At 71.7% G+C, this 16,025-nt stretch carries 15 protein-coding genes; 8 read left to right on the top strand and 7 right to left on the bottom strand.

All coding sequences use genetic code 11. The features are described from left to right. Positions 1-17 precede the first annotated feature (17 nt). The 3 genes from BCF44_RS07865 to BCF44_RS07855 all read right to left on the bottom strand — a co-directional run bounded on the left by BCF44_RS07865 (position 18) and on the right by BCF44_RS07855 (position 3,188). Complete coding sequence (locus tag BCF44_RS07865) at positions 18-1,103, bottom strand: NAD(P)H-dependent amine dehydrogenase family protein (protein ID WP_116173446.1); 1,086 nt, start codon at positions 1,101-1,103, stop codon at positions 18-20. Positions 1,104-1,203: 100 nt separating this feature from the next. Then, positions 1,204-2,772 carry a solute symporter family protein gene (locus BCF44_RS07860; protein ID WP_116173445.1) on the bottom strand — a complete coding sequence of 523 codons (1,569 nt, stop codon included), beginning with the start codon at positions 2,770-2,772 and terminating at the stop codon, positions 1,204-1,206. A 17-nt stretch (positions 2,773-2,789) separates the two neighbouring features. Beyond that, complete coding sequence (locus tag BCF44_RS07855; protein ID WP_116173444.1) at positions 2,790-3,188, bottom strand: DUF485 domain-containing protein; 399 nt, start codon at positions 3,186-3,188, stop codon at positions 2,790-2,792. Between the two features lie 347 nt (positions 3,189-3,535). Here BCF44_RS07855 and BCF44_RS07850 point away from each other — a divergent pair, with 347 nt between their 5' ends. Genes BCF44_RS07850 through BCF44_RS07840 form a run of 3 tightly spaced genes read left to right on the top strand, consistent with a single transcriptional unit; the run spans position 3,536 to position 7,406 of the window. Then, positions 3,536-6,433: a nitrate- and nitrite sensing domain-containing protein gene (locus tag BCF44_RS07850; protein ID WP_170217385.1), complete on the top strand. Its 2,898-nt coding sequence runs from the start codon at positions 3,536-3,538 to the stop codon at positions 6,431-6,433. After that, positions 6,430-6,873 (top strand): roadblock/LC7 domain-containing protein, encoded by a 444-nt coding sequence (locus tag BCF44_RS07845; RefSeq protein ID WP_116173442.1) that lies wholly within the window; start codon positions 6,430-6,432, stop codon positions 6,871-6,873. The genes BCF44_RS07850 and BCF44_RS07845 overlap by 4 nt, the downstream gene beginning before the upstream one ends. 8 nt (positions 6,874-6,881) lie before the next feature. Further along, a complete protein-coding gene (locus BCF44_RS07840; protein ID WP_246014881.1) occupies positions 6,882-7,406 on the top strand; it encodes a DUF742 domain-containing protein in 525 nt (174 codons plus the stop codon). On the opposite strand, the gene BCF44_RS07835 is transcribed toward BCF44_RS07840, so the two are convergent. Beyond that, entirely contained in the window at positions 7,384-8,079 is a 696-nt protein-coding gene (locus tag BCF44_RS07835; RefSeq protein WP_116173441.1) for a siderophore-interacting protein, read from the bottom strand. The genes BCF44_RS07840 and BCF44_RS07835 overlap by 23 nt on opposite strands. A 71-nt stretch (positions 8,080-8,150) precedes the next feature. On the opposite strand from BCF44_RS07835, the gene BCF44_RS07830 reads away from it, so the two are divergent. Both BCF44_RS07830 and BCF44_RS07825 read left to right on the top strand, forming a co-directional pair. Next, positions 8,151-8,648, top strand: coding sequence for a phosphoribosyltransferase (locus BCF44_RS07830; protein WP_116173440.1), 498 nt, complete (start codon positions 8,151-8,153; stop codon positions 8,646-8,648). Further along, positions 8,645-9,160: an O-acetyl-ADP-ribose deacetylase gene (locus BCF44_RS07825; RefSeq protein WP_116173439.1), complete on the top strand. Its 516-nt coding sequence runs from the start codon at positions 8,645-8,647 to the stop codon at positions 9,158-9,160. Before BCF44_RS07830 ends, BCF44_RS07825 begins: the two co-directional genes overlap by 4 nt. Before the next feature lie 81 nt (positions 9,161-9,241). On the opposite strand, the gene BCF44_RS07820 is transcribed toward BCF44_RS07825, so the two are convergent. Beyond that, positions 9,242-10,831 (bottom strand): helix-turn-helix domain-containing protein, encoded by a 1,590-nt coding sequence (locus tag BCF44_RS07820; protein WP_246014880.1) that lies wholly within the window; start codon positions 10,829-10,831, stop codon positions 9,242-9,244. 90 nt (positions 10,832-10,921) lie between these two features. On the opposite strand from BCF44_RS07820, the gene pruA reads away from it, so the two are divergent. Together pruA and BCF44_RS07810 are read left to right on the top strand one after the other, a co-directional pair. Next, positions 10,922-12,547 carry an L-glutamate gamma-semialdehyde dehydrogenase gene (pruA, locus tag BCF44_RS07815; RefSeq protein ID WP_116173438.1) on the top strand — a complete coding sequence of 542 codons (1,626 nt, stop codon included), beginning with the start codon at positions 10,922-10,924 and terminating at the stop codon, positions 12,545-12,547. A gap of 25 nt (positions 12,548-12,572) precedes the next feature. After that, positions 12,573-13,496 (top strand): proline dehydrogenase family protein, encoded by a 924-nt coding sequence (locus BCF44_RS07810; protein WP_116173437.1) that lies wholly within the window; start codon positions 12,573-12,575, stop codon positions 13,494-13,496. A gap of 44 nt (positions 13,497-13,540) precedes the next feature. Here the strand turns inward: BCF44_RS07810 and BCF44_RS07805 are convergent, their stop codons facing one another. Continuing rightward, positions 13,541-14,518, bottom strand: coding sequence for an ArsR/SmtB family transcription factor (locus BCF44_RS07805; RefSeq protein WP_116173436.1), 978 nt, complete (start codon positions 14,516-14,518; stop codon positions 13,541-13,543). A gap of 109 nt (positions 14,519-14,627) precedes the next feature. Here BCF44_RS07805 and BCF44_RS07800 point away from each other — a divergent pair, with 109 nt between their 5' ends. Beyond that, positions 14,628-15,029, top strand: coding sequence for a hypothetical protein (locus BCF44_RS07800; RefSeq protein WP_147328427.1), 402 nt, complete (start codon positions 14,628-14,630; stop codon positions 15,027-15,029). A 67-nt stretch (positions 15,030-15,096) separates the two neighbouring features. Here the strand turns inward: BCF44_RS07800 and BCF44_RS07795 are convergent, their stop codons facing one another. Then, the gene (locus tag BCF44_RS07795) at positions 15,097-15,921 is read right to left on the bottom strand and encodes an oxidoreductase (RefSeq protein WP_116173434.1); all 825 of its coding nucleotides are present in this window, start codon (positions 15,919-15,921) and stop codon (positions 15,097-15,099) included. Between the last annotated feature and the right edge of the window lie 104 nt (positions 15,922-16,025).

Raw genomic sequence — 16,025 nt, 5'->3', positions numbered from 1 at the left:
TGTCCTCTCGGGACGTGTCAGTCGACGGCGATCGCCTTGCCCAGCTTGCCGGCCGCCGGCCGCAGCGGCACGTCCAGCGCGTCGTACAGGCCGGGTTCGGCCGCCACGAGCCAGTCGATGGCGTTGACCAGGCGGCCCACCGCGGTCGCGTTGCCGCCGGCGGACCGGTTCTCGCTCTCGTCGGTCGCCTCCACGGTGACCTCGATGCGCGGCCGGCCCTCGATGATCACCCGGTGCGCGCCGTCGCCACTGGGCGGCATCGGCCAGTCCGGGGCGCAGGAGGGATGGATCCGGGTGACGTGCTCGATGACGATCCGCGTCTCGCCGTCGACGACGCCCTGCACCTCGAAGCGCACCGCGCCCTGGGTGCCGGCCTCGAAGTCGCCCATGGTGCGGGTGGTCACGGTCGTCTCCAGCGGCCGGCGCTCCAGCGTCTCGCGGATCTCGTCCAGTTCCACGCCGAGCGCGCGGGCCATCAGCCGGATCTGGCCGCCCCACACCATCGTCGGCACGGTGGGGTACAGCATCGGCGGCTGGTAGTCCATCGGATGGCCCATGCCGACCAGGTTGCGCACCGAGTCCGGCTGCTCGTACGTGGAGTAGTCGAAGATCTCCTGGCAGCGGATCACGTCCACCACGCTGCCCAGGCCGCTGATCAGCAGCGGCAGCACGTCGTTGCCCCAGCCCGGATCCACGCCCGAGACGAACAGCGAGCCGCCGCCGTCGGCGATCGCCGCCAGGATCGGGTCCCGGAACTCCGGCAGCGCGTTGCGGTGGTCGTAGAGCGGGTACAGGGCCGGCGTGACGACCACGGCGCCGGTGCGGACGGCGCGGGCGAGGTCGTCCAGCGCCTCCATGGGGCGGATGTCGCCGGAGGCCGCGTACACGACGGCCCGGTGCCCGACGGCCAGCACCGCGTCGACGTCGTCGGTCGCCGGCACGCCCAGGGCGCGGTCGAGCCCCGCGAGCTCGCCGGCGTCGCGGCCGACCTTGGCCGGGTCGTGCACCAGCACGGCCGCCAGTGTCAGGTCCGGGTGCGCGTCGACGGCCCGGATGGCCGCGCGCCCGATGTTGCCCGTGCCCCACACCACCGTGGCTGTCATGGGGCAAAACCTAGCAAACGCTTGGTTGAGTCACGAGCGACTGAACGAGTGAGGGCGCGGCCTCGACGGCCGCGCCCTCAGACGAAATTCTGCGAACTGGTCAGAGCTTGTAGCCGATGCCGGTCAGTGCCCGGACCTCCATCTCGGCCTGCTTGGCGGCGTTGTCCGCCTTGCGCCCGCCGACGAACGTGCCGACGATGCCACACAGGAACGAGAACGGGATCGACACGAGGCCCGGGTTGCTCAGCGGGAACCAGTGGAAGTCCGCCGACGGGATCAGTGAGGTCGGCGCGCCGGACAGCACCGGCGAGAAGATGATCAGCACCAGGCAGCAGCCGAGGCCGCCGTAGATGCTGAACAGGGTGCCGGTGGTGTTGAAGCGCTTCCAGAACAGCGAGTACAGCAGCGTCGACAGGTTCGCCGAGGCGGCCAGCGCGAGCGCCAGCGACACCAGGAACGCCACGTTCTGGCCGTTGGCCGCGATGCCGCCGATGATGGCGCAGAACCCGACCACCAGCGCGGTCATCCGGGCCACGCGGACCTCGCGCCGCGGATCGGCCTTGCCCCGCTTGATGATGTTGGCGTACACGTCGTGCGCGAACGACGCCGACGAAGCCAGCGTCAGGCCGGCGACCACGGCGAGGATGGTCGCGAACGCGGCCGCGGACACGACGCCGAGCAGCACCGTGCCGCCGATCCGGAACGCCAGCAGCGGCGCGGCCGAGTTCTCGCCACCGGGAGCGTGCAGGATCGCGTCCGTGCCGACCAGCGCGCTGGCGCCGTAGCCGATCACCAGCGTGCACAGGTAGAAGATGAACACCGTCCAGATCGCCCACACCAGCGAGCGTCGCGCCTGCTTGGCGTCCGGCACGGTGTAGAAGCGCATCAGCACGTGCGGCAGGCTGCAGATGCCCAGCACCAGTGTCAGCGCCAGGGACACGAAGTCCAACTCGTTCTTGCCGTACTGCGCGCCCGGCCCGAGGATCGAGGTGCCCAGCTTGTTGTTCTGGGTGGCCCGGTCCAGGATCGCGGAGAAGTCGAAGCCGAACTTGCCCAGCAGGAAGACGCTGATCAGGGTGCAGCACAACAGCAGGAACACGGCCTTGATGATCTGCACCCAGGTGGTGCCCTTCATGCCGCCGACGAGCACGTAGAAGATCATGATCACGCCGACGACCACGATCAGCAGCGACTGGCCGAGGCGGTCGTGGATGCCCAGCAGCAGCGCGACCAGACCACCCGCGCCGGCCATCTGCGCGAGCATGTAGAAGAACGAGATCACCAGCGTGGAGATCGCGGCGGCGGCGCGCACCGGGCGCTGCCGCATCCGGTAGGCCATCACGTCGCCGATGGTGAACCGGCCCGTGTTGCGCAGCATCTCGCCGATCAGCAGCAGCCCGACGAGCCAGGCGACGACCCAGCCGACCGAGTACAGGAAGCCGTCGTAGCCGTGCACCGCGATGCCGCCGGCGATGCCCAGGAACGACGCGGCCGACAGGAAGTCGCCGGACAGCGCGATGCCGTTCTGCGCCCCGGTGAACCCGCCGTCGGCCGCGTAGTAGTTCGAGGCCGTCACGTTGCCGCTGCTGACGCGGTAGACGATGTAGAGCGTCACGGCCGCGAACAGCACGAAGACGCTCAGGTTGATCAGCGGGTTGCCGGTGGCCATCCCGTCGGCGAGAACCCTCACTTGCTCTCCACTCCGGCGTGCGCGCGGATCAGGGCCACCTGCGGGTCGATCCGGCGGCGGGCGAATCGGTTGTAGGCCAATGTGATCAGCACGGTCGAGACGAATTGCGCCAAACCGAGCAGCAGGCCCACGTTGACCAGACCGAACACCTGGGTCGCCATGAACGCGTGGGCGTATGCCGACAACAGCACATAGGTGAGGTACCACACCAGGAAGAGCGCGGTCATCGGGAACACGAATCGGCGCAGCCGCCGGCGCAGTTCGGCGAACTCGGCGCTGTCCTGGATGGCCTCGAAGTCCGGTTTCTGCGGCGCGGTGGACGGCTGACCGCCGAACACCCGCCGGTCCGGTTCGGCGGCCGCGTGTCGACCCGACGTCGACGCAGCTGTGGTCACCCTGTCCTCCCGGACGAGCCGACACGGTTGAAGTCGGCCAACTCTAGCCGGGGTCACAGGGGAGTCAACCGCAGGCCGGGCGCGTCCACGTGGATCACTCGCGCGCAGGCCGGGCGCGTCCGCGTGGATCACTCGCGATGCGTAGTCGGCCCATTCCGCTGCGAGGTAATGGCTCCGTCTGACGTGTCGGCCTTGACAGTGCAATTCGTGCTGGAGTACACCCCACCAGCGGCCAGAAGTCCGTAACGCGTTTCCCGTATCGGCGGATAACCGTCTAAAGGGGAAGCCGGACGAACCCGGTGCGACTGCCGCGCCCGCTGCCAGTGATAACCGAGGAAGGACGCACAGTGGTTCAGCCCAGCCCGGGTCCGTGGTGGCACACGGTCGCCCGGTGGCGCAACTGGCCGGTGCTGGTGAAGCTCGCCGCGGTGCTGGTGGTTCCGGTCGTGGTGGCCGTGACTCTCGGCTTCCTCCAGGTGCGCAGCGAGATCGCGCAGGCCGACTCGTACACCACCATCCAGCGCGTGATCGCGCTGCGGGACACGATCGGCCCGCTCACCACCCAGTTGCAGCGCGAGCGCACCCTCGCCGCGCAGGTGCCGGCCCAGGGCGTGACCGCCTTCCACCAGCAGGGCAAGTCCGTGGACGCCGCGGCCGGCAAGCTCGCCGACGCCGCCCACCGCACCACCGGACTGACGCCGGCGGCGTCGGCGTGGTTCAACGACCTCGAATTGTCACTGGGCCAGTTGCCGGCCATCCGCCGCCCGGTGGAGCAGTCCCAGGACAACGACACCGACGCCGTCTCCGCCTACACGCAGATCATCACCACCGCCCTGAACTTCGACCAGGCGCTGGTGGTGCAGCTCGGCGACCCGCAGCTGTCCAGTCCGGCGACGGCGCTGCTGGACCTGGAGGGCGCGCAGGAGCAGATCCGGCTCCAGCAGGCGGTCGTGCTGGTCGGCATCGCCCGCGGCCACCTGGTGGACGCCGAGTCCAAGATGCTGGCCGCCTCCGAGACCCGGTTCGACGACAACGTCTCGAACTTCCAGGCCGTCGCCTCGCCCGAATGGCAGCAGGCGTACCAGCAAACGGTCGCCGGTGTGGACGTCGGCACGCGGCGGCAGCTGCTCGACTTCGCGTCGACCCAGCCCGTCGGGCAGGCGGCGCCGGTGCAGAACAACGTGGGCGCCAAGAAGACCACCGGGGTGCACCAGGCCCCGCCGCCCGCCGGCCTGACCATCCCGCAGGACGAGTGGAATCGGACCTCCGACGCCACCGTGGCGCTGGTGGACAAGGTCGCGAACAACATCGCGGCGCAGGTCCGCAACACCGCCACCGACCTCCAGGAGGGCAGCAGCGACCGGGCCGGCCTGGAGTCGGTCGTGCTGGTCGTGACCGTGCTGCTCGCCGGCGGCATCGGCCTGGTCGTCGGCCGCTACCTGCTCGGATCGCTGGGCGTGCTCCGCCGCACCGCCCTCGACGTCGCCTCGCGGCGACTGCCCGAGGCCGTGGCCAAGATCCGCGAGGGGCGCGGCGACGACGTCACCATCGACCCCGTGCCGGTGTACACGACTGAGGAGTTCGGGCAGGTGGCCCGGGCCTTCGACGAGGTGCACGGCCAGGCCGTCAAGTCCGCGGCCGAGCAGGCCAGTCTGCGCAGCAACCTCGGCAACATCTTCGTCAACCTGTCCCGGCGCAGCCAGGGTCTGGTGGAACGGCAGCTGCGCCTCATGGAGCAGCTGGAGCGGCACGAGGAGAACCCCGAGCAGCTGGCCAACCTGTTCAAGCTCGACCACCTCGCCACCCGCATGCGGCGCAACAACGAGAACCTGATGGTGCTGTCGGGCCTGGACCTGTCGCGCCGGTTCACCAAGCCGCTGCCGCTGGGCGACGTGCTGCGCGCCGCCGTCTCCGAGATCGAGCACTACCAGCGCGCGGTGGTCCGCTCCGCGCCGACCGCGACCATCGTCGGCTACGCCGCCGGCGACCTCGTCCGCCTGATCGCCGAGCTGCTGGACAACGCCACCGCGTTCTCCCGCCCGGACACGCAGGTCACCGTGGACAGCCACCGAGACGTCAACGGCGACATCGTGATCCAGGTCGTCGACCAGGGCATCGGCATGGGGGAGACGGAACTCGGCGAGGCCAACAACCGCGTCTCGGCCGGCGCCGCCGTCGAGGTGCCGGTGTCCCGGCAGATGGGTCTGTTCGTGGTCGGCCGGCTGGCCAGCCGGCACTCGTTCCTGGTCCGCTTCGAGCCGCGCCACGGCGGCGACGGTCTGTCCGCGGTCGTCACGGTGCCGGCCGAGCTGGTCGTCCGCGGCAGCGGTGGCGGCCGCGAGCGCCCGCTGGGCGGGCCGGCCGAGGCCGGCCTCAACGGGAACGGGGCGCCCGCCCCGCGCATCGCCCCCGACGACACCCGCCGCCTCGACCCGCTGGTGGAGGACGTCGTCTGGCCGAGCGACAGCGTCGAGGACGAGCCGTGGGACCCGCCGCAGCGCAACGCGCCGGTGGTGCCCGACACGCCGCCGCCGAACGTGGTCAAGGCCATCGACCCGTCGCCTACGCCGCTGCCCACCCGCCGGCCGCCGTCGCGGCCGGTGCAGCCGCCCACGCAGTCCCGCCCGGCATCTCCGAACGGTGCGCCGCCGAACGCCGTGCCGCCGAACGCGGGGCCGCCGGTCGTCGAGTCGACCGGGAGCATGCCCCGCCCCGCGTTCCAGCCGCCGCCCGCCGTCCAGCCGCCGGTCCCCGCCGAGGGGTCGACCTGGTTCGCCGCCAACACGCCCGCCAACGCGAGTCCGCCGCCGCGTCAGGGTCCTGCACCCGTCCGACGACCGGAGGTCTCGCTGGAACCGACCAGCTACGCTTGGTTCGAGCACCTGAATGGAGAGCCACCCAAGGGTTCCCCCGTTCAGGTGAACCCGTCGGGCACGAACGTGCCCGAACCGACCCCGGCAGCGCCGTCGGAGCCGGTCTGGCCGGCCGAGCCGCCGGCGGCGCGACCCGCGCCGACCGCCCGGCCGCAGGGCGAGCAGAACGGGGCTGGCCTGCCCAAACGGGTGCCGAAGGCGGGGCTGTTCAAGGCCGCCGGGGCCCCGGACGGCGGTCCGGCCACGGCCGCCGCCAACCGCGACCCGAACCGGACACGCGGGTTCCTTGCCAGTTACCAGTCTGGTATCCGTCAGGACCACACTGGTGCAGCAGCGTCGAGTGAGAACGAACGGGGGCAGGAGAGCCCATGACCGCACCCCAGTCGCGGCAGGTGAACCAGTTCGGGTGGTTGGTCAACAACTTCGCCGAGCACGTGCCGGGCGTAGCGCACGCGGTCGTCGTCTCCGTGGACGGGGTGCTGCTCACCTCGTCCGCGCGACTGCCCGCGGACCGGGCCGAGCAGGTCGCGGCCATCGCGGCCGGCGCGGTCAGCCTGACGCAGGGCGCCTCCCGCTGCTTCGACGGGGGACCGGTGCGCCGGACCGTCGTGGAGATGCAGGGCGGCATCCTGCTGCTGATGACGATCATGGACGGCTCGTGCCTCGCGGTGCTGGCGGCGCCCAACTGCGACGTCGGCCAGGTGGCCTACGAGATGACCGTGCTCGTCGACCAGGTCGGGCCGCTGCTCACGCCGGAGCTGCGCGCCGAACTGAAGGTCGCCAAGCAGGCAATGGACAGCCAGCCCGTCTGAGGGTGGAGATGAACACCGAGGACTGGGGCGAAGACCCCGCGGAGAGCACGTTCGCGGACGTGCTCAACGGCTTCACGCTCAACGGCGGCCGCGGTCGTCGCGGCCGGGCCGAGCCCGAGGGTCGGCACGCCGAGCACGAGCCGTCGGCGCCCACGCCGGCGGCCGCGCCGCAGGCGGCCGGCGAGCAGGACGAGCAGGCCGCGATCGTGCGCGCCTACGCCTGGACCGGTGGCCGAACACGGTCCGAGGTGCCCTTGCAGATCGAGACACTCGTCTCGACGAGCGAGCACGGCAGCACCACGACCGAGCCGTTGCAGGCCGAGTACCGGGCCATCGCCGACCTGTGCGTGCAGACCCGGTCGGTGGCCGAGATCGCCGCGCTGCTGGCGATCCCGCTCGGCGTGTCCAAGGTGCTCGTGGGCGACATGGCCGGCCTCGGGCTGGTCTTCGTGCACGCCGCCGACCAGGCGGGCGACGGCGTGCCGAACCTGGGGCTGATGGAGCGGGTGCTCAGCGGGCTGCGTCGGCTGTAGCGCGCTTCCACTCCTGGAACGCGCCCTCCTCCAGGCCGCGTCGCCAGTAGCCGGAGATCGACAACTGCTCGCGGGTCAGGCCGCGGTCGGCGGTCAGGTGCGCGCGCAGCTCCTTGACCATGCCCGCCTCGCCGTGCACGAAGGCGTGCACGCGCCCGGCCGGGAAGGTCAGGCCCTGTACCGTCGACACGACCTTGGCCGGCGACACCCAGGTGACGTCGTGGGGGAGCGGCTGCGGCTCCTCGCTGCCGACGACGGTGATCACCTTCGCGTCGGCCGGGAGGGCTTCCAGGGCGGCGCCGATGGCCGGCAGGGCACTCTCGTCGCCGATCAGCAGGTGCCAGTCGGCGGTCGGGTCCGGGGCGTAGGCGCCGCCCGGGCCGACGAACTCCAGCTCGTCGCCGGGCTTGGCGCTGGCCGCCCACGGGCCGGCCAGGCCGGTGTCGCCGTGGTGCACGAAGTCGATGGTCAGCTCGCCGGCGTCGTGGGCGCGGATCGTGTACGTGCGGCGGACCGGCTGCGGGTCGCCGGGGAACAGCAGCTTGACGTAGCGGTCGGTGAAGCCGTTGTCGACGGTGTCCGGGGCGCCGCCGAAGGTCACCCTGATCATGTGCGGCGTGATGCGCTCGGTGGCGCGGACCCGGAGGCGGTGCGGTGTGCGAGTCGGTGGCATTGGCTCAGCTTAGCCTAACCTTAGAACTGATTGTAAACCTATAACTGTCTCCGGTCGTTAGGCTACCCGTCATGAGCGACCCGCGCGAGGAGCTGACCTGGGAGCTGTTCGGCTCCGCGAGCCGTGAACTGGCCGAGATGGTCGCCGCCGACGGCTTCGAGCCCGACCTGCTGCTGTCCATCGCCCGCGGCGGCCTGTTCGTGGCCGGGGCGCTGGGCTACGCGCTGGACGTGAAGAACCTGCACGTCATGAACGTCGAGTTCTACACCGGCGTCGACCAGCGGCTCGACCTGCCGGTCATGCTGCCGCCCGTGCCCAACGCCGTCGACCTCCAGGGCGCCAAGGTGCTCGTGTGCGACGACGTCGCCGACACCGGGGCGACCCTGAAGCTGGTGCGGGACTTCTGCGCCGACAAGGTCGCCGACGTGCGCTGCGCCGTCGTGTACGAGAAGCCGCACTCCACCGTGAAGTGCGAGTACGTGTGGCGGCACACCGACCGCTGGATCAACTTCCCGTGGTCCACGCTGCCGCCGGTGGTGCAGCGCCGTGGGCAGGTGCTCGAGGCGTGACCATCGAGTTCGTCGAGGGCGACATCACCGCGCAGCAGGTGGACGTCATCGTCAACGCGGCCAACACGTCCCTGCTGGGCGGGGGTGGTGTGGACGGGGCCATCCACCGTCGGGGCGGCCCCGAGATCCTGGCCGAGTGCCGGAAGTTGCGGGCCGGGCACTACGGGCGGGGGTTGAAGGTCGGGCAGGCCGTCGCCACCACCGCCGGCCGGCTGCCCGCGCGCTGGGTCGTGCACACCGTCGGTCCCGTGTGGTCGGACACAGAGGACCGGTCGGCGCTGTTGGCCGACTGCCACCGGAACTCGCTGCGGGTGGCTGCGTCGTTGGGGGCCGTCAGCGTCGCGTTCCCGGCCATTTCGACGGGGATCTACCGCTGGCCGCTGGAATCCGCGGCTCGGATCGCGTTGGCGGCGGTGGAGGAGGAGCTGGCCGGGGACACGTCGGTGCAGCTGGTCCGCTTCGTGCTCTACGACCAGCTCGCCTACGACACCTTCCGCTCCCAGCTTCCCTGACGCCACTTTTTTGCCACATGCGCTTCCTACTTGGCACTGGGTGACACATGGGAAGCGCATGTGGCAAAAATGGCGGCTGGGCTACTTGGTGAGCCTAAGCTGGAGCTGGGCGACGAGGCGCTGGTCGGGGTCGGACAGGTCGAGGCCGCTGAGCTCACAGGCCCGGCGCACCCGGTAGCGCAGGGTGTTGGGGTGCACGTGGAGCCCGGCGGCGGCGCTGCGGACGTCGCCGAAGGCGTCGAGGTAGGCGAGCAGGGAACGGCCGATGTCGGTGCCGGCCAAGGGATCCAGCCGCGGGTCGCGGATCCGGGGATTGTCGGCGAGCAGGGTGAGGGTCTCGCTGAGCAGCACCTGGGTCCGGACGTCGGCCAGCGCGGCGACGTCGACCTCGGGGCGGCCGGCGATGGCGTCGAGGACCCGGTCGGCCTCCTGGCGTGACACGGGCACGTCGGCCAGCCCGGCGACGACGGAGCCGATGCCGGCCTGGGCGGAAACCCCGAGGTGGCTACGGGTGGCGGCGACGGCGTCGCGGGTCATGGCGGTGACGGTGGCGGCGTCGGTGACCTCGGGCAGCAGCACGTACACCCGGCCGCCGATGGGAGTGACCAAGGCGGACCGCCGGTACGAGGCGGCGTGCACGGAGATGATGCTGATCATCTCGGCCCGGTGCAGCTCGACCTCGGTACGGGTGCGATCGGTGCTGCGCAACAGGAACGCGACGACGGCGGCGGGCCGCAGGGGATCCGCGCCGATCTGACGGGCGACGGACTCGCCGGTGATCCGCCCGTCCAACACCCCGGCCAGCAGGTTCTCCCGCAGCCGCAGGCCGGCGCTGGTGGTGTTGCGGTGCTGCACGAGGTACAGCGCGGTGATCCGGGCCGCGCCGAGCAGCGCCCGGTCGGCGTGCTCGGCCAGCGGGTGGCTGCCCTCCTGCACCCACACGGTGCCCAGCGGCTGCGTCCCGGCGTGGATGCCGACCGCGATCCGCCGCTTGATGCCGAGCTCGGGGCGGGCGTCGATGTGCACGACGTCCTCGCCGGAGCGAAGCCGCTGGTAGACGCCCCATTCACGGAGCATCTTGAGGTACGGCTCGGGCCCCTGCCGGCCCAGGATGGACAGCCGGCGCAGCTCGTCGACCTCGTCGGACGACCGCGAGTACGCCAGCACGCGGTTGGCGGTGTCCTCGATGCTGACGCTGCCACCGGTCAGCGCCGCGATGGTCTGCGCCAACGAGAACAGGTCGCCGAGGACCTCGCCGGCATCGGCGTCGGCGGTGCCCCGGGCAGCGCTTACCACGTTGCGCGCCAACGATTCCAGCTGTTCCCAGCGGACCTCGGACCGGACGTCCAGCAGCGCGATGCCGGCGTCGGCGGCGGTCTGCCGCAGCGGTTCGGCATCCTTGACGGCGACGGCGGTCGCGCCGCGCTTGCCGGCGGCGCGCACGTGGCCGGCGGCGGCCTTGCCGCGGGCGCCGATCACCAGCACGAGATCGCCGGCGCGGGAGTCGGGGGCGTCGTCGGGGTCGAGGATGACCACGTCGCGCACCTCGGCGTCCAGGCCGTCGGGCGCGGTGAGCACCTCGACGAACGGCTCGCCGAGCGCGAGCAGCAACTGCTGGATGCTCGAGCCGCTGATGGCCGACTCCTTTTGTCCGTTCCGACAATCCCCCACGGCCAAGCTTAGCCGTCCGGACAACCTGGCGGAGGGGCCCGCTGCATAGCCTCATCGCAACTACGACGAGGTTGCCGAAGGAGCGCGCCAGTGGATGCCGTGACGCAGGTCCCGACCCCCGTGAACGAGCCGGTGCTCCAGTACGCCCCGGGCAGCCCGGAGCGGACCGAGCTGGAGGCGAAGCTGGTCGAGCTGGCCAAGGACCAGATCGAGCTGCCGCTGACCATCGGCGGCGAGCGCCGGATGGGCGGCGGCGAGCGCGTGGACGTCGTGCAGCCGCACAACCACCGCGCCGTGCTCGGCACGTTCGCCGGCGCCACCCAGGCCGACACCCGCGACGCGATCGCCGCCGCCAAGGCCGCCGCGCCGGCGTGGCAGGCGCTGCCGTTCGACGAGCGGGCCGCGATCCTGCTGCGCGCCGCCGACCTGCTGTCCGGCCCGTGGCGCGCGACGCTGAACGCGGCCACCATGCTCGGCCAGTCCAAGACCGCCATCCAGGCCGAGATCGACTCCGCCTGCGAGCTTGCCGACTTCTGGCGCTTCAACGTGGCCTTCGCCCGCGAGCTGCAGGCCAAGCAGCCGGAGTCCTCGAAGGGCGTGTGGAACCGCACCGACCACCGCCCGCTCGAGGGCTTCGTCTACGCGATCACGCCGTTCAACTTCACCGCCATCGCCGGCAACCTGCCGACCGCGCCGGCGCTGCTGGGCAACGTGGTGCTGTGGAAGCCTTCACCGACGCAGACGTTCGCCGCGCACCTGACCATGCGGCTGCTGGAGCAGGCCGGCATGCCGCCGGGCGTGATCAACCTGCTGACCGGCGACGGCCTGGCCGTCTCCGAGGTGGCGCTGGCCGACCCCGACCTGGCCGGCATCCACTTCACCGGTTCCACCAGGACGTTCCAGCACCTGTGGTCCACCGTCGGCGCCAACATCGCCAACTACCGCAGCTACCCGCGGCTGGTCGGCGAGACCGGCGGCAAGGACTTCGTGCTCGCGCACCCGTCGGCCGACCTGGACGTGCTGCGCACCGCGCTGGTCCGCGGCGCTTTCGAGTACCAGGGCCAGAAGTGCTCCGCCGCCTCCCGCGCGTACGTCCCGCGTTCGGTGTGGGCGCGGCTGCGTGACGACCTCGTCGCCGAGACCGAGGCGCTGACCATGGGCGACGTCACCGACCTGAGCAACTTCATGGGCGCGGTGATCGACCGCCGCTCGTACGACAAGCTCGCCGGCGTGCTGGACCGGGCCCGCTGCGACAGCAAGCTGGAGGTCATCGCCGGCGGCAGCGCCGACGACTCCGACGGTTACTTCGTGCGGCCGACCGTGCTCGTGGGCGAGGACCCCTCGCACGACGTGTTCCGGACCGAGTTCTTCGGGCCGGTGCTGGCCGTGCATGTGTACGAGGACAACGACTTCGACTCGGTTCTGTCCACTGTGGACTCCGCGTCGCCGTACGCGCTGACCGGCTCGATCATCGCCGACGACCGCTCCGCGGTGGTCAAGGCGTCCGAGGCGCTGCGCTTCGCCGCCGGCAACTTCTACGTCAACGACAAGCCCACCGGCGCGGTCGTCGGCCAGCAGCCGTTCGGCGGCGGCCGGGCGTCCGGCACCAACGACAAGGCCGGCTCCGTGCACAACCTGCTGCGCTGGGTCAGCCCGCGGTCGGTGAAGGAGACCTTCGTCGCGCCGACCGTCGTCCGCCACCCGCACCAGGGCTGAGATCTCAGGGAACAGGAGGAACGCCATGCTGCGCACCGCCTTGCTGGCCGCCGCCCGCTCGCCGCAGGCCCGGCAGCTCGTCGAGCGCACCCCGCTGGCCAAGCCGGTGGTGCGCAGGTTCGTGGCCGGTTCCTCGCTGCGTGAGGCGGTCGAGGTGACCTCGACGCTCGTCGCCGACGGGCGCAAGGTCACGCTCGACCACCTCGGCGAGGACACCACCGACGCCGCGCAGGCCGCCGCCACCGTGCACGCCTACGAGGGCCTGCTCGACGCGCTCGGCGCGGCGGATCTGGCCGGCAGCGCCGAGGTCTCGGTGAAGCTGTCCGCGGTCGGCCAGTCGCTGCCGAAGGACGGCGAGAAGATCGCCCTGGACAACGCGCGGCTGATCTGCGAGGCGGCCGCGGCCGTCGGCACCACCGTGACGCTGGACATGGAGGACCACACCACCACGGACTCCACCCTCGGCATCCTCTCCGACCTGCGGGTCGACTTCCCGTCCACCGGCGCGGTGCTCCAGGCGTACCTGCGGCGGACCGAGCAGGACTGCCGGGACCTGTCCGGCGCCGGGTCGCGGGTGCGGCTGTGCAAGGGCGCGTACAAGGAGCCGGAATCCGTTGCGTACCAGGACAAGTCGGAGGTCGACCGGTCGTACGTGCGGTGCCTGCGGATCCTGATGGACGGCGCCGGCTACCCGATGGTCGCCTCGCACGACCCGCGTCTGGTCGCCATCGCCGCCGACCTCGCCGCCGGCCGCCGCACCGACACCTACGAGCACCAGATGCTCTACGGCGTCCGCCCCGACGCCCAGCGCGCGATCGCCGCCGAGGGCAAGACGCTGCGGGTCTACGTCCCCTACGGCGACCAGTGGTACGGCTACTTCATGCGCCGCCTCGCCGAGCGCCCCGCCAACGTCGCCTTCTTCCTCCGCTCGCTGGCGACCCGTTCCTGAAGAACCCCCGCGAGTCGCGCTCTCAGACACACCGAATGTAGGTTTCAGGCAGATTGCTCACGGTGGTAGTACACGGTTCGGGAGCGCCGGACGCGGGTGACGAGTCCGGCGCGCAGCAGGCCCTGTAGGTGGTACGACACCGTGCTCGCGCTGAGTCCCAACCGCTCGGCGAGCTCGCCGGTGGACCGCGGCGTGGCGAGTTCGTCGAGCAACCGAGCCCGGGTGCGGCCGACCGCCCCGGCCAGATCCTCGCCCCGGCTCGGGGTCGCCGGCACGGCGGGGTAGAGCACCACCGGCGACCGGCGCACCGGCACCGGGCAGGGGTCGACGACGACGGTCGGCCGGTGGAACGCGGTGGGTACGAACACGACGCTGTCCGCGGTGACGTCCACCTCGTAGCGACTCGCGGCCGTCAGGACGCCGTCGGTCAGGTCGAGTGACGGGGCGAGCGAACCGACCGTGCCCGCGAGGCCCTCACGCGCCAGGGAATGCCCGCGCAGTGCGATGTCCTGCTCCAGGCGGGCCCGCATGCGCGGCCACTCCGGCGCGAGCACGGTCCGCCAGACGACGTCGAGCTCGCCGGCGACGCGCTCGGCGAAGTCCCGCTCACCGGTCTGGACGGCGTCGGACACCAGCCGCGGCAGCTCCCGCCCGACGATTCCGCTGTCGCCGCGGAGCCGCCGGCCGGCGGTGAGAATGTCCAGCTCGGCCCGCACCCGCGAGGTGTCGGTGGTGGCGACCGCGTGCAGCTCGGCCTCGACGCTGCCGCCGGGCGCGACCGGATCCGGGGTGAGGAAGTCCGGCACGTAGTGGCGGCTCGCGTGGTGCACGAGGGTGATCGACGCGAGCAGGTCCAGCCCGCCGCCGTCGATCGCCCGGCCGACGCGCGGACGCCGGCGCTCGGCGTCGAAACCGCCCCGGCGGGCGCGCAGCGCCATCAGCAGGCCCATCGTCTCGTACAGGGGAGAGACCGCGAATCTCGCGGCGGCGAGCCCCGTCGCCGACAGCCGGACCTGGATCACACCGCTTCCCCCGTGATCGTCTTCGACGTGGTTCGAATCAGTGGCCGCCCGGCGGCCGGCGCTGATGTGCTGCCGGACGTACCCGTCAGCCTAACGAGGGAAGCAGTCGATGTTCGGTCTTTCGAGGAAGGCACGATTCGTGGTGCCGGCGGTCGCGCTGGCTGCGGTCGCGCTGGCGCCCCAGGCGGCCGCCGCGCCGCAGGCCGTGTACAAGCTGGTCGCCCAGTGCGACGTGCCGCACCAGAACCAGCCGCCACGGCACGTGAACCTGTGGTGGAACATCAGCGCCGGGCTGTGGCACGCCCAGATCACCAACGGCTCGCCGGGGGACGTGGTCAAGATCTGGTGGCGCGACGACCTGCTCGGCGGCTGGCTCGGCAGCACCCAGGCGTCCATCAAGGCCGGCCAGACCTCCGCGAACACCCCGGACGTCGCCGGCTACAACTACGCGTCGGCCGCCGGCTACGTCGGCCACGACTCCTGCTCCACCGGGCGACAGCACCGGCCGTGAGCCGGCTGACCGGGCCGCACGCGTCGAGCAACGCCAAGGGGGAGACGCGTGCGGCCCGGTCGGCCCATCAGTCGAAATCGGTGCCGCGGCTGACCTTCTCCCACGCCGCGAGCTCACGCCGGAACCGGTCGGAGTGGGCGGCGAGCATGTCCACGGCGTCGTTGCCGAGCGGCAGCCGGAGCGGGGTGTTGTCGGCGTCCAGCGCGGCGATGATCGCGGCGGCGGCCTTGGCCGGGTCGCCGGGCTGCGCGCCGTCGGACGCGGCCGCCGCGGTGGCGGTCGCCCCGACGGTGTCCTCGTACGCCGGCATCGGCGTGGACCGGGCGAAGCCGTTCTGGAGGCCGGTCCGGAACGCGCCCGGCTCCACGATCATGACCTTGATGCCGAGCGGGTTCACCTCGTCGGCCAGCGCCTCGGACAGCCCCTCGAGCGCGAACTTGGCGGCGGAGTAGGCGGAGTAGCCGGCGAACGACAGCTGCCCGCCCAGGCTGCTGATCTGCACGATGGCCCCGGCGCCCTGGCCGCGCATGTGCGGCAGCACCGCGCGCGTCACCGCGGCCGCGCCGAAGAACATCACCTCCAGCATGCCGCGCAGCTCGGCGTCGGTGTTCTCCTCGACCGCGCCGACCAGCGCGTATCCGGCGTTGTTGACCAACACGTCGAGCCGGCCACGCCACTGCGCGGCCTCCGCCACCGCGGCGGGGATCCGCTCGGCGTCGGTGACGTCGAGTTCCAGCGCCAATACCCGGTCCGGGTATTCGGCCACCAGGTCCGCCAGCGCCGCCGGCCGCCGCGCGCTGGCCACGACGTGGTCGCCGGCGGCGAGCGCCGCCTCCGCGATGGACCGCCCGAATCCGGACGATGCGCCCGTGATCAGCCAAACCTTGTCCATACCCCCCCGCACCTTCCTTCTGGAGATCGTCTCGACAGTTCTACCGGGTCGGGGACTCCTTCCGCAGGGGCATGGTCAAGCGGCCGCTCGCGGGGCATGATCGG

The sequence above is a fragment of the Kutzneria buriramensis genome, assembly GCF_003387475.1.
GTDB classification, from domain to species: domain Bacteria; phylum Actinomycetota; class Actinomycetes; order Mycobacteriales; family Pseudonocardiaceae; genus Kutzneria; species Kutzneria buriramensis.
The sequence above is the reverse complement of the archived record's forward strand: the minus strand, read 5'-3'. Positions and strand labels throughout refer to the sequence as shown.

Bases quoted from the DNA above. Each gene is read 5' to 3' on its own strand.
- BCF44_RS07865 (WP_116173446.1), bottom strand. From the start codon at position 1,103: ATGACAGCCACGGTGGTGTGGGGCACGGGCAACATCGGGCGCGCGGCC.
- BCF44_RS07860 (WP_116173445.1), bottom strand. From the start codon at position 2,772: ATGGCCACCGGCAACCCGCTGATCAACCTGAGCGTCTTCGTGCTGTTC.
- BCF44_RS07845 (WP_116173442.1), top strand. From the start codon at position 6,430: ATGACCGCACCCCAGTCGCGGCAGGTGAACCAGTTCGGGTGGTTGGTC.
- BCF44_RS07840 (WP_246014881.1), top strand. From the start codon at position 6,882: ATGAACACCGAGGACTGGGGCGAAGACCCCGCGGAGAGCACGTTCGCG.
- BCF44_RS07835 (WP_116173441.1), bottom strand. From the start codon at position 8,079: ATGCCACCGACTCGCACACCGCACCGCCTCCGGGTCCGCGCCACCGAG.
- BCF44_RS07830 (WP_116173440.1), top strand. From the start codon at position 8,151: ATGAGCGACCCGCGCGAGGAGCTGACCTGGGAGCTGTTCGGCTCCGCG.
- BCF44_RS07810 (WP_116173437.1), top strand. From the start codon at position 12,573: ATGCTGCGCACCGCCTTGCTGGCCGCCGCCCGCTCGCCGCAGGCCCGG.
- BCF44_RS07800 (WP_147328427.1), top strand. From the start codon at position 14,628: ATGTTCGGTCTTTCGAGGAAGGCACGATTCGTGGTGCCGGCGGTCGCG.
- BCF44_RS07795 (WP_116173434.1), bottom strand. From the start codon at position 15,921: ATGGACAAGGTTTGGCTGATCACGGGCGCATCGTCCGGATTCGGGCGG.